Annotated in this window: 15 protein-coding genes; 10 read left to right on the top strand and 5 right to left on the bottom strand. The window is 36.3% G+C overall.

The annotated features are described in order from the left end of the window. Window positions 1-55: 55 nt before the first annotated feature. Together G4D63_RS12925 and G4D63_RS12920 are read left to right on the top strand one after the other, a co-directional pair. A complete protein-coding gene (locus tag G4D63_RS12925) occupies window positions 56-433 on the top strand; it encodes a VOC family protein (protein ID WP_163180074.1) in 378 nt (125 codons plus the stop codon). 193 nt (window positions 434-626) lie between these two features. Beyond that, window positions 627-2,189 carry an acyl-CoA carboxylase subunit beta gene (locus G4D63_RS12920; RefSeq protein WP_163180073.1) on the top strand — a complete coding sequence of 521 codons (1,563 nt, stop codon included), beginning with the start codon at window positions 627-629 and terminating at the stop codon, window positions 2,187-2,189. A gap of 128 nt (window positions 2,190-2,317) precedes the next feature. Here G4D63_RS12920 and G4D63_RS12915 read toward each other — a convergent pair whose 3' ends face one another. The 4 genes from G4D63_RS12915 to G4D63_RS12900 all read right to left on the bottom strand — a co-directional run bounded on the left by G4D63_RS12915 (window position 2,318) and on the right by G4D63_RS12900 (window position 3,887). Next, window positions 2,318-2,623, bottom strand: a complete 306-nt coding sequence (locus tag G4D63_RS12915; RefSeq protein ID WP_163180072.1) for a MerR family transcriptional regulator — start codon at window positions 2,621-2,623, stop codon at window positions 2,318-2,320. Window positions 2,624-2,836: 213 nt separating this feature from the next. Continuing rightward, window positions 2,837-3,007 (bottom strand): hypothetical protein, encoded by a 171-nt coding sequence (locus tag G4D63_RS12910; protein ID WP_163180071.1) that lies wholly within the window; start codon window positions 3,005-3,007, stop codon window positions 2,837-2,839. Between the two features lie 15 nt (window positions 3,008-3,022). Beyond that, window positions 3,023-3,160, bottom strand: coding sequence for a hypothetical protein (locus G4D63_RS12905; RefSeq protein WP_163180070.1), 138 nt, complete (start codon window positions 3,158-3,160; stop codon window positions 3,023-3,025). 292 nt (window positions 3,161-3,452) lie between these two features. Beyond that, window positions 3,453-3,887 carry a DUF4395 family protein gene (locus G4D63_RS12900; RefSeq protein ID WP_163180069.1) on the bottom strand — a complete coding sequence of 145 codons (435 nt, stop codon included), beginning with the start codon at window positions 3,885-3,887 and terminating at the stop codon, window positions 3,453-3,455. 481 nt (window positions 3,888-4,368) lie between these two features. Here G4D63_RS12900 and G4D63_RS12895 point away from each other — a divergent pair, with 481 nt between their 5' ends. The 5 genes from G4D63_RS12895 to G4D63_RS12875 all read left to right on the top strand — a co-directional run bounded on the left by G4D63_RS12895 (window position 4,369) and on the right by G4D63_RS12875 (window position 9,427). Beyond that, window positions 4,369-5,505 carry a branched-chain amino acid ABC transporter substrate-binding protein gene (locus G4D63_RS12895; RefSeq protein WP_163180287.1) on the top strand — a complete coding sequence of 379 codons (1,137 nt, stop codon included), beginning with the start codon at window positions 4,369-4,371 and terminating at the stop codon, window positions 5,503-5,505. A 144-nt stretch (window positions 5,506-5,649) separates the two neighbouring features. Beyond that, a complete protein-coding gene (locus tag G4D63_RS12890) occupies window positions 5,650-6,636 on the top strand; it encodes a branched-chain amino acid ABC transporter permease (RefSeq protein WP_163180068.1) in 987 nt (328 codons plus the stop codon). Next, window positions 6,637-7,938: a branched-chain amino acid ABC transporter permease gene (locus G4D63_RS12885; RefSeq protein WP_420837819.1), complete on the top strand. Its 1,302-nt coding sequence runs from the start codon at window positions 6,637-6,639 to the stop codon at window positions 7,936-7,938. Continuing rightward, the gene (locus tag G4D63_RS12880) at window positions 7,919-8,716 is read left to right on the top strand and encodes an ABC transporter ATP-binding protein (RefSeq protein WP_163180066.1); all 798 of its coding nucleotides are present in this window, start codon (window positions 7,919-7,921) and stop codon (window positions 8,714-8,716) included. Before G4D63_RS12885 ends, G4D63_RS12880 begins: the two co-directional genes overlap by 20 nt. A 3-nt stretch (window positions 8,717-8,719) precedes the next feature. After that, entirely contained in the window at window positions 8,720-9,427 is a 708-nt protein-coding gene (locus G4D63_RS12875; protein WP_163180065.1) for an ABC transporter ATP-binding protein, read from the top strand. Window positions 9,428-9,565: 138 nt separating this feature from the next. Here G4D63_RS12875 and G4D63_RS12870 read toward each other — a convergent pair whose 3' ends face one another. After that, the gene (locus tag G4D63_RS12870) at window positions 9,566-9,859 is read right to left on the bottom strand and encodes a Dabb family protein (RefSeq protein WP_163180064.1); all 294 of its coding nucleotides are present in this window, start codon (window positions 9,857-9,859) and stop codon (window positions 9,566-9,568) included. Between the two features lie 158 nt (window positions 9,860-10,017). Here G4D63_RS12870 and G4D63_RS12865 point away from each other — a divergent pair, with 158 nt between their 5' ends. The 3 genes from G4D63_RS12865 (at window position 10,018) to G4D63_RS12855 (ending at window position 11,687) form a co-directional block, all read left to right on the top strand. Then, the gene (locus G4D63_RS12865; protein ID WP_163180063.1) at window positions 10,018-10,245 is read left to right on the top strand and encodes a hypothetical protein; all 228 of its coding nucleotides are present in this window, start codon (window positions 10,018-10,020) and stop codon (window positions 10,243-10,245) included. A 50-nt stretch (window positions 10,246-10,295) separates the two neighbouring features. Next, complete coding sequence (locus tag G4D63_RS12860) at window positions 10,296-10,574, top strand: hypothetical protein (RefSeq protein ID WP_163180062.1); 279 nt, start codon at window positions 10,296-10,298, stop codon at window positions 10,572-10,574. Window positions 10,575-10,709: 135 nt separating this feature from the next. Beyond that, window positions 10,710-11,687 (top strand): VOC family protein, encoded by a 978-nt coding sequence (locus G4D63_RS12855; RefSeq protein ID WP_163180061.1) that lies wholly within the window; start codon window positions 10,710-10,712, stop codon window positions 11,685-11,687. The last annotated feature ends 33 nt before the right edge of the window (window positions 11,688-11,720 follow it).

The raw sequence follows: 11,720 nt of genomic DNA, 5'->3' as shown, positions 1-11,720 counted from the left end.
AAGTGATAAACTAACCATATAATAGGAAATTTTTACATATAAAGGAGTTAATGTGATGGGAATTAAGCTAGATATGGTAGGGATTGTAGTTAACGATATGAAAGCATCGTTAGACTTTTATCGAACACTTGGATTGGAAATTCCAATAGAGGCTGATCAGGAACAGCATGTTGAAATAAATCAAGATGGTGTTAGGTTTGCTTTTGATACAAAAGCTATTACTGAAGGAGTATACGGGCAGCTTGAGGATCCTTTAGGTCATCGTGTTGAATTAGCCTTCCGATGTGATAGTGTAGAATCATTAAATGAACTTTTTCAATTAGTAGTAGAGAGAGGCTATAATAGTCATAAAGAACCTTGGGATGCATTTTGGGGACAAAGGTACGCTGTAATTGTAGATCCAGATGGTAATTTAATAAGTCTATTCGCTTAATACATACTCATAAAATAAAGGTGCAGGGGTAATCACTAGCACCTTTTGTTAATAGGTTGAATTTTCTAATAATAATGTATTGTATATGCTATAATTATTTCCAACAACTAAAAACACAAATATTAGTAAACATACTAACCGGATAGTTAGTAAGGGTATCATTGATAGCAATTACATAACAGGGGGGATTTTAATGTCTGATCAAGTTAAAGATGCTGTTCAGAATTCAATCAATGATTTCACTAAACGGAAGGAAAAAGCTCGTTTAGGTGGGGGCGAAGATAAGATTAGGCGCCAACATGAAGCCGGGTTTTTAACTGCAAGAGAAAGAATTAACTTACTAGTAGATGAGAATTCCTTTATGGAATTAGGAGGCCTTAATCATTCAGAAATGGTAGGTACTGAGGATAAGAGCTCTGGAGATGGTTTGATTGTTGGAGTGGCAAAAGTAGGAGGTAGGCCAGTTGTGGTACAAGCTGGTGATAAGACAGTGTTTGCAGGTACGGAAGGTTCTGTTCATATTAGAAAAGCAAGAAAGATTCATGAATATGCCCTAAGGCGTGGCTTGCCCATGTTTAATCTGCAAGAAGGAGGGGGCTTGAGAATGCCGGACGGAATGGGGTCAGATGGAATTAGTGATAAGTTATTCCCGAATGAAATGCTTACTCATAATCGCGAAGTTCCTTTAATGACCGCCATTCTTGGTGATAGTTTTGGAGGGCCAACTTGGGCAGCTGTTTCCTCTGATTTTGTTACTCAGTTAAAAGGTACTTGTATGGCCGTTGCAGGGCCGAGAATGCTTGAAATGGCAACTGGTCAAAAGGTGTCAACAGAGGAATTAGGAGGCTGGGAGGTTCACGCTAGTAAAACAGGTCAGGTAGATTCATTTGCAGAGACCGAAGAAGCTTGCATTCAACAAATGAAGGATTATTTCAGCTATATGCCATTGAATGCTACAGAGGAACCACCTTTTAAGACTACTGAAGATTGTCCTAATAGACTTCTAGAAAGTATTTCATCTATTCTACCGGACAAAGCAAATCGAGTATATGATATGAAGAAGATCATTTCTGAAATTGTTGATGAACACACCTTTTTTGAGTATAAAGAATATTACGGTGGAGCCTTGTTAACCATGTTTGCTAGGTTAGATGGAAGAGTAGTAGGTATTGTGGCAAATCAACCTAAAATTTATGCGGGTGCTGCCGGTGTACAAGAATGTGAAAAAGCAACAGACTTTATTTGTCTATGTGATTCCTTTCATATTCCTCTCATATTTTTACATGATACACCTGGTTTCAGGATAAGTAATGAAGCAGAAAAGCTTAAAATTCCTACTAAAATAATGGTATGGAATCAAGCACTAGCGCAGTCAACGGTGCCTAAACTATCAGTTGTCATTCGAAAAAGTATTGGTGCTGCTTATGCAAACATGTGTGGGCCAACCATGGGAGCAGATTTGGTTGTTGCCTGGCCAACTGCTGAAATTAACTTTACAGGTCCAGAGGTAGGGATAAATGTCGTATACGGACGTCAGCTAGAAGGAGTAGAAAATTCTAAAGAGGTTAGACAGCAGCTACTAGAGAAATGGGCTTTTGATAGCTCACCTTACAAGGCAGCGGGTAAACATCTAATAGATGATGTGATTGATCCAAAAGAAACAAGACAATTCCTATGTCGTTCTATAGAAATTGCTTGTATAAAAAAAGGTTCTAAGAGTGAACGTAGATTAGCTAACTGGCCAACCGGATTTTAAATGGTACTATCCACTAAAAACGATAAGTGAATATAATCTAGTAACACAAGATAAATAATCAAGGGTCTTATCTAAGACTTCACAAAAAATTGACAGCTATTTCTGTCAATTTTTTTGTTAGTAATCTATTATTTCCTAATGTTAAAATGGGCATTAATCTGTCCACGAAGCATCTGATTACGAACATCACTTTTCTTTTTATCATTCATCATATCCTTCTTAATTTCACAAGTTTGGACACCTTCTTCACGTTTGTCCGCTATGGTTAAAAGTATTTCAACATCGGAAAAAGAATAGACTCGGGTTCCGCGTTTTGTTCTTTCAGGAAATAGTAAGCCCCGCTCTTCATAGTAACGAATTTTTCGTTCAGATAATCCGGTTAATTCACTAACAATTCCTATCGTAATGACTTTCTTATCCTTATAAGAAAACATGTGTCCTCCTCCCTAAACGTTTGTTTAAAACTGTGGTTCAAGGATCTATTACTAATCTATTTCTATTATCTTACTTTTCAAGTTAGTTCTCAAACTTTATGTGAGGAAATCTAACATAGGTTTATATTTTTTGTAAAAGAGGGGGAAAACGCAAGACACTAGCATTACTGAGTTTTCTTGAAAAATAGATTCATCTATCAAAGATAGTCCGTCTTATTTAATGGTTTTAGATGTTGTGAGTTTGTTTTTTTTAATCAATCCTTCTAGTTCTTTAACTGTGTAGGAGTTACGGTCAATTTCGTACATATCCAAAATCCCGTTGTTCATTAGCTTTTGAATATAATAATTTTTCATTTTTTCAACAGCAATAAGAAGTTGTGTCATTAAGCTAACCTCCTTCTAGTAATTTTGTACAGTTCTTAGTAGTTCGTAAGCTTTCGACCCTAATAACCTTATTAATTCCTCAAAGAGTTCATCTCTTTTTAAATCTAATTCAATAATCTCTACTGCTATTTTAACTCCCTTAGTTTGATCCACTTGTGTAAACCTCCTTTACTTTTTTATCGTTCTTATAGTTTAATAGCTGACAAATGCATTGAGTTCGTCTTTATCGGTACATCTTTAAATGAATTTGTATTAAAGATAGAATAATTGAAAAACGATGACGTTTCATTAAAGTTGTTAGGATATCTAACATGTTTTTTTGAAAATAGGTAAATGTGAAGAGCTCTCACTTTAAAATGGAATTTGTGATTGTCGGTTTTCAAAAAATCAAAGGTGGAATACAGCAAAATAAAAAAGCCGTTTCAAACAAAAGACTTTTGTAAAATTAATTTTGCTTTAGTTTACTTTTGTTATGAAGATATCTTACAAGCTTGAACCTTACATAACAACCTATACAAAATCCAAGTATGGCTACAAACGCTGCTAAGGCAACTATAATTGAAAAAATATAAAATAAGACAATCCACCCCATATAGAAACTGAACAAAGCAATAGCTAAACAAACTACAGCGATTACTTGGTTAAATTGCTGCTGATCGTAATCTTCAGGGATGTATGCAGAAGGATTTTTTTTAAGAAATAACTTTGCAAGTCGCATAACTGGATTGAATTGTAGGAGAAGACCTGACAAACCTACACTAAGTGGAAGAAGAAGTATATATGCTTGACTGAGTATTAAGGATAATAATACTGAACTCACAATAAACCATTGATTGGTACGTACCAATGGTTGCGGAATTGAGCGAAAAGTTTGTTTCACTTAAATCCCAACCTTTCCTATTGAATTACATGTATTTTACTCCTTTTTTCGAGGTTTGGGAAGTGATAAACAAAGTAGTAGAAAACAGAGTAAATAAAAAAAGGCTTTTAAGGGGCTGTTGACAAAATGGGGAGAGAGCATTGCTCCCTCCCCATTTTGTCAACAGCCCCGTATACTCAGGCTTTTTTTATTAAATGGAAATGAATAAATATTCAATAATCAATATTGCTAATATTATGTTTCGCTTACTGAAACTTACGAAAATCGAAGCAAAACCCTTGGTATTACTAATAAACTCAGATTAACAAAATGTCAACATATATATTATGGTATTTATAAAAAATAGTTGTTGTAAATAAATATATAAATATTTATATTATTCTTAAGTTTCAAAAAAATAAAATAATTTTATCAGGGGTGGGTCAGTTTGGTTAGAAAGAAAACAAAAATACTATCTTTACTTGCAACAGCATCTTTAGCAATGGGGTTAGTTGCAGGGTGCAGCGGTGGACAAACAGCATCAGGTGGTGGAGGAAATGTTATTAAAATTGCTACTCAAACACCATTATCAGGTGGAAGCGCAACTTTAGGTGAAGCGATTAAACTAGGTGCACAGCTTGCCCTTGAAGATCAACAAGCGAAGTTCAAAGAAATGGGATTTGAACTACAACTAATTCCTTATGATGACCAAGCTGATCCTAAGAAAGGTGTTGCGAATGCAGAGTTAATTGGTGCAGATAATGAGATTTTAGCTGTTGTTGGTCACTTAAACTCTGGTGTTGCAATTCCTTCTTCCGTAACATATGAAAAATACGCTATACCAATGGTTTCACCAGCAAATACGGCAACAGATGTAACAGATCGTGAATTAAAGACGACAAACCGCATTGTTGCAAGAGACGATTTTCAGGGCCCAGCTGCTGCTGATTTTGCAGTGAATACATTAGGAGCAAAGAAAATCTTCATCATTCAAGATAAAACGGCTTACGGATCTGGACTTGCTGAAGCATTTAAAGGTGCAGCTGAAGAATTAGGAGCAGAGATTGTAGGATTTGAAGGAATTACAGTGGGGGAAAAGGACTTTAACGGAGTTCTTAACATTGTTACTTCAAAGAAACCTGATCTAGTGTACTTCGGTGGACTATATTCTGAAGGCGGATTAATCATAAAGCAAGGTAGAGAAAAAGGAATTGATGTACCATTTATGGGTGGAGACGGTTTAGATTCTTCTACTCTAGTTGAAATTGCTGGCGACGCAGTAAAGAACACGTATATTACATCAGTTGCTGGTGACACGTTTGCTTCTGATGCAGGAAAGAAATTTGCTGATGACTATAAAGCTAAATTTAGCAAAAACGTTGAATCCTACTCAGCATATGGCTACGATTCAATGGGAGTTGTATTAAAGGGAATTGAAGATGCTATTAACGCAAATGATGGTAAGCTTCCTACTCGTGAACAAGTACGTGATGCCGTCCGTAATGTAACTGACTTCCAAGGTGCTGTTACAAAGGTAACTTTTGATGACAAGGGAGATAATGAATACGCTCAAATCTTTATTTATAAGTTTGATGAAGTAGCTTATCCTCCAAAACAAGAGTCAGTTGTAAGCAAATAAAGTAATGAAACATTTTATTTAGTAGATTACAAGGTAGATGGATAAACGCTATCAATTACATTATAAATGAACGTCTAAATCAATATGGCTAGAGGGTATGCCAATCGTCATACCCTCTTTTTACTAAAAGGGTAGGTGCATGAAATGTTAGCTGAGGTACTACACACTTTACCGCAAGTTTTAATTGATGGACTAACATTAGGGGCTGTTTATGCCATTGTTGCGTTAGGCTATACAATGGTGTATGGAACTTTAGAGTTGATCAACTTTGCGCATGGAGAAATATTTATGACAGGTGCCTTTATTGGTACAGCTATATTAATAACTTTAACAGGTCTCGGCTGGATTGCTGTGATGCCAGCATTATTAGCATTACTACTTGTACTAGTAATTACATCTGTACTTACTGGATTAATAGGTATGGGTATTGAACGAGTTGCCTATCGACCATTAAGAAAAGCCCCCAAACTAATTACACTAATCACTGCTATTGGGATTTCTTTTTTACTACAAGATATTATACGTTTTATAACAGAGCTTAAGCGTGGTAACTATATTCTTACGGGACCAAGTATGTTTACAGACCGAATCGATATTAAAACTTCAACAATTAGTACTATGTTTAATGATTCATCCTTTAAAGAATCATTTATCATCGTATTTGTGATTGCGATTATCATGATGGTTTGCTTGGATTTATTTGTGAATAAGACAAAATATGGTGTGGCAATGCGTGCTGTTGCACAGGATCGTGACACTGCAGCATTAATGGGGGTTAACGTTAATAAAATTATCGCATTGGTCTTTTTTATTGGCTCAGCTCTAGGGGGCGCAACAGGGGTTCTGTTTGCTGTTCAATATGGAACAATTGATCCTTATATTGGCTTTATATTAGGCCTTAAAGCCTTTACTGCTGCTGTGTTGGGTGGGATAGGGAATATTCGTGGAGCCATGTTTGGAGGTTTACTTCTAGGTTTACTAGAAATGTTTGCCGCAGCAAATCTAGCTGTCTTAACGAATGGAATGTTAGGTGCTGAATACAAGGATGTATTTGCCTTCGCAATTTTAATTATCGTACTCATTTTTAAACCAGAAGGTATCTTTGGAAAAGTCGTTGCGGAGAAAGTGTAGGTGTTCGCGTTGAATTCATATCTAGAAAAAGTTAAACATAATAAGCTTGCTCAAGGTGTTTTATTAGCTCTTTATATTCTGGTCACTTCATTAAGTCTGTATTTGGCGCAAAAGTCTGTTATTGCGTTTTTACTACTGCTCAGTTCTTTACTACTGCTTCATTTTACTAAGTTAAGCTACGCAACAAAGTGGGTGGTTGCAGGACTTGTTTTAGTAGTCCTTCTGCCTTTATCTGCTAGCCAAGGTATGGCCTATCAATCCTATATGGAAGTAGTTACGCTTGTTGGTATTTATGTTGCAATGGCTTTAGGATTAAATATTGTGGTAGGCCTTGCTGGCTTATTAGATTTAGGATTTGTAGCCTTTTTTGCAGTAGGAGCCTACACTTATGGCATTTTTGCAACTGCACAGGCAGCGGAATTTATGCCTTTTGGAACTTTCCCTCTAGGTGGTGAGAGCTTCTGGATTTTTATTTTGTTGGGATGCTTTGTTGCAGCTTTATTTGGTATTTTACTAGGCATACCGGTATTGCGTGTAAAAGGTGATTATCTAGCTATTGTTACCCTAGGTTTTGGTGAGATTATCCGAATTGTCTTTAACAACCTAGATCGCCCAGTTAACATTACAAACGGTGCGATGGGACTATCGTCAATTACACCGCCTCAATTATTCGGGATCACCTTTATATACCCTAGTCAGTTTTACTTTATCGTATTAGCTATACTCGTCATTGTCTTCCTTTCTGTAAGAAGACTTGAGTACTCTAAGATTGGAAGGTCATGGAAGGCCGTTCGGGAAAACGAGATTGCGGCTCAATCCATGGGGATTCATTTAGTTCGTACAAAACTAACTGCTTTTGCAGTCGGTGCATCCTTTTCAGGGATGATGGGGGTAGTGTTTGCTGCAAAACAAACATTTGTTGATCCTACGAGTTTTACACTCTTAGAATCTATTACGATTCTGGTTATGGTCATTCTTGGAGGAATGGGGTCAGTTCCTGGTGTTATTTTAGGGGCAGCCATTATGACGATTTTAAACATGCAGGTTTTGACTGAGATTACGAACTGGCTCAATCAATTAAGTCTGAGTGGAGTGATTAGTATACCTGATGCACTCTCGCCAGCAAAAATGCAACGTTTTATATTTGGAGCAATCTTAATTCTATTTGCATTATATAGACCTCAAGGTTTATTACCAGCAAAGAATCCTATATTTAACAAAGAACTACTTAAGAAAAAGCCTAAAAATACAGAGATTTCTCTACCGAAGGAGGGTGCTAACTATGTCCATCCTAACAGTTAAGAGTTTAACAAAGCGGTTCGACGGGCTTATTGCGAATCAGGACATCAGTCTAACTGTAGAGAAAGGATCAATTACTGCTGTAATTGGTCCAAATGGAGCAGGTAAAACAACCTTCTTTAATATGGTAACTGGTGTTTATCAACCAACAGAGGGCTCCATTTATCTTGAAGACCAATCAATTGTTGGGATGAAGCCTCATACGATTTCAAAAAAGGGAATAGCGAGAACATTCCAGAATATTCGGTTGTTTGGTAACATAACTGTTTTAGAAAATGTAATGGTTGGTATGCATAATCATTTAAAAACCGGTTTGATTGGTACCATTCTACAACTTCCAAAGTTTAAAAAAGAAGAGTTTCGTGCACAAGAAGAGGCATATCGGTTACTTGAGTATGTAGGTTTGGCTGACCATTTAAACGATGAGGCGGACAGTCTTCCATACGGAGCACAGAGGAGACTAGAAATTGCCCGTGCACTGGCAACAAAACCCAAGGTTCTCCTATTAGATGAACCTGCTGCTGGAATGAATCCAAGGGAAACAAAAGAGCTAACTGACTTGATTCATCGGATCAGACAAGAATTTGAAGTGACGATCATCTTAATTGAGCATGATATGAAGCTAGTAATGGAAATTTCAGAGCAAATATTTGTATTAGATCATGGTGAAAAAATCGCAGAGGGTACCCCTAATGAAATTCGTAATAACCCAAAGGTAATTGAGGCTTACTTAGGTAGTGGGGCCGCTACTACACCTTCAGTTACTTCTATAGGAGGATAAGGTATGCCAATTCTAGAATTAAATAATGTCCATGCATACTACGGAGGAATACATGCACTTAAGGGTATAACCCTTCACGTTAATCAAGGAGAGATTGTTTCTCTGATAGGAAGTAATGGGGCAGGTAAATCTACAACGCTAAAAACGATTAGTGGTGGAGTTAAACCAAAAGCGGGAACGATTCTTTTAAATGGTCAAAACATTACTACGGTTCAACCTCATGAAACTGTAATCTCAGGGATCGCCCATGTTCCAGAGGGGAGAAAAATATTTCCAAGGCTAACGGTAAGAGAAAATTTAGAAATGGGTGCTTTTTCTGTTAAAGATAAGAAAATCATAGCAGAACGAATGGAAAAGGTTTTTCAATACTTCCCTCGTGTAAAAGAACGTGTGAATCAGCGTGGAGGAACTATGAGTGGTGGAGAGCAACAAATGCTGGCAATGGGAAGAGCACTCATGAGTGGTCCCAATATATTAATGCTTGATGAGCCATCTATGGGACTTGCCCCGATCATTGTGGAGCAAATATTCTCTATTATAAAAGAACTAAACGAAACTGGGATGACCGTTTTATTAGTTGAACAAAATGCTTATCAGGCATTACAAATTGCAAACCGTGGTTATGTTATACAAACAGGTGAAATCAAAATGACAGGAACAAATGTTGAATTACTAGGTGATGAACAAATCAAAGAAGCCTATTTAGCTTGATTAAAAAGTGATAAGGGGAAATACTCTTATCACTTTTTATTTTATAAAAGAGATTTTGGAGAAAAAAGACAAAATATTTCGCCTTTATTAAAGGAATCTGTGGTTTTGCCTACCACGCTATTTTAGTTGAACAATTCTTTAAATTTCGATGTCTACCCCAATACTATCAAGTCTTCCGGCCTCACGAATGAAGGCAGCAACAGCTTGGTGATCTTCGTTTGCAGTGTAAGCATCAAGGGCAGCTTGATCCTCGAATCTTACCATTAAAATTACTTGATATTCCTTACTTTTTTCAGCCAAGTTGAATCCCGCTTCAATTTCTACTATTCCAGTTAGGACATGTTTAAGTGTTTTAAACTTTGTAACAACTTCTTGTAATGTTTCTGTTGTAGTTTCTTCTGAGAACTTGAGTAGTACTGTACGTTGAATCATTATTATTCCTCCTTATGTATTACTTGTCCATTTTACAGGCGATATACCGGGATATCAACTATTTCAAACCAAATTATAAGTTGTAGAAAACTAAAATGAATAAACACTTCGTTTATGTTCAATCTATGTACATAAAAAGATTTCTTAGGAGGATTTTCATGGAGTCATTCAAAATAAATCACATGATTATAGATGATGAGTTTCTGGGTGAAGAATCAGTTACCGCTGATTTTACATACAACCAGAACCAATATAGCGTTACCTTTAAAAAAGAAGACCTAGAATTGATTAATAGTTGGTATTTCGAAGAAAATCAAACCATTCCTGCAAATTTATCAGATACCCTTATAGAGTCATTACGGGAAGAAATAAAGAATCGGATTTAATAGAATCTGAAAAAGTTATCCTTGTGAGTTTTATATCTTGAGGTGGTTGTATGTTTTCAGTCGAATCATTATTAGGTGTGATTTTCTCCTTAATGGGAGCCACGTTTATCTATGTTAGTTCAATTTCTGAACAGAAACTGCGAAAACGTGGTGACTTTGTTGAACAAGAGCAGATGAGTACTATCGATTATCTTTTTTTGATTAATCCATTTGAATTAATTGGATTTGTATTAGGGAAGTTTCCTTACTGGGTTACAAGATCCTTTTATTTTATTGTGGGACTATTTTGTTTTGGGATAAGTGTTTGGTTTTTTCTTAAAAATAGGTAAGTATGTAATTGATTGAGTATAAGTTGTGTATTTGACAGCGGCAAAACTCTGTGGTATATTTATCTCGAAACTGAGATATATTAATTAAGGATAATGAGAATAAATATTATTTTTTAAAAAAACGGGGGTATAAACGTGAATGAACTAAAAGGAGTTCACCATGTTACAGCAATAACAAGTAGTGCAGAGAAAAACTATGAATTTTTTACTTATGTGCTAGGGATGAGATTAGTAAAAAAAACAGTGAACCAAGATGATATCCAAACATATCACTTATTTTTTGCTGATGATACCGGGAGCCCAGGAACAGATATGACTTTCTTTGATTTTCCGGGTATTCGAAAGGGAGTTCATGGTACGAATGAAATTTCCAAAACCTCATTTCGGGTTCCGACTGATGCTGCACTAGATTATTGGGCTAGTAGATTTGATCGTTTAGAGGTTAAGCATTCAGGAATTAAGGAGCAATTTGGTAAGAAGACCATTTCTTTTGTAGATTTTGATGATCAGCAATATCAATTAATTTCAGACGAATCGAATAAAGGAGTTGCTTCTGGAACACCATGGCAGAATGGTCCGATACCATTGGAGTTTGCCATTACTGGACTAGGTCCTATCTTTATCACAGTTGCAAATATTGATTATTTCAAAGAGATGCTGGAAAAGGTATTATTATTTAAACAAGTGGCAAAGGAAGGTTCCTTTTTCTTATTTGAAGTGGGCGAAGGGGGAAATGGAGCTCAAGTAATTGCAGAGCATAACGTAATGCTTCCTCCGGCTCAGCAAGGTTTTGGCACTGTCCACCACGTTGCCTTTCGAGTTGACGATCGCTCTGTAATTGATGAATGGAATGAGCGTTTACAAAGTTTTGGTTTCCAAACATCAGGCTATGTAAATCGTTACTTTTTCGAATCGCTTTATTCTAGGGTAGCTCCGCAAATTCTCTTTGAATTTGCTACAGATGGTCCTGGGTTTATGGGTGATGAGCCTTATGAAACTCTAGGTGAAAAGCTATCATTACCACCATTTCTAGAGCAAAAGCGTGAACAAATTGAAAGCCTTGTTCGTCCAATAAATACTGTAAGAAGTACAATAAAATTTGAGAAAGAATAAAAGTTGAATCTTACCTTTGGAAGGTAAGATTTT

The sequence above is a fragment of the Bacillus mesophilus genome (genome assembly GCF_011008845.1).
GTDB classification, from domain to species: Bacteria; Bacillota; Bacilli; order Bacillales; family SA4; genus Bacillus_BS; species Bacillus_BS mesophilus.
Note: the sequence above shows the minus strand (reverse complement) of the source record. Positions and strands in the feature narration are given on the sequence as shown.

Bases quoted from the DNA above. Each gene is read 5' to 3' on its own strand.
- G4D63_RS12925 (WP_163180074.1), top strand. From the start codon at position 56: ATGGGAATTAAGCTAGATATGGTAGGGATTGTAGTTAACGATATGAAA.
- G4D63_RS12880 (WP_163180066.1), top strand. From the start codon at position 7,919: ATGTCCATCCTAACAGTTAAGAGTTTAACAAAGCGGTTCGACGGGCTT.
- G4D63_RS12870 (WP_163180064.1), bottom strand. From the start codon at position 9,859: ATGATTCAACGTACAGTACTACTCAAGTTCTCAGAAGAAACTACAACA.
- G4D63_RS12895 (WP_163180287.1), top strand. From the start codon at position 4,369: ATGGGGTTAGTTGCAGGGTGCAGCGGTGGACAAACAGCATCAGGTGGT.
- G4D63_RS12915 (WP_163180072.1), bottom strand. From the start codon at position 2,623: ATGTTTTCTTATAAGGATAAGAAAGTCATTACGATAGGAATTGTTAGT.
- G4D63_RS12890 (WP_163180068.1), top strand. From the start codon at position 5,650: ATGTTAGCTGAGGTACTACACACTTTACCGCAAGTTTTAATTGATGGA.
- G4D63_RS12910 (WP_163180071.1), bottom strand. From the start codon at position 3,007: ATGACACAACTTCTTATTGCTGTTGAAAAAATGAAAAATTATTATATT.
- G4D63_RS12865 (WP_163180063.1), top strand. From the start codon at position 10,018: ATGGAGTCATTCAAAATAAATCACATGATTATAGATGATGAGTTTCTG.
- G4D63_RS12920 (WP_163180073.1), top strand. From the start codon at position 627: ATGTCTGATCAAGTTAAAGATGCTGTTCAGAATTCAATCAATGATTTC.
- G4D63_RS12860 (WP_163180062.1), top strand. From the start codon at position 10,296: ATGTTTTCAGTCGAATCATTATTAGGTGTGATTTTCTCCTTAATGGGA.
- G4D63_RS12875 (WP_163180065.1), top strand. From the start codon at position 8,720: ATGCCAATTCTAGAATTAAATAATGTCCATGCATACTACGGAGGAATA.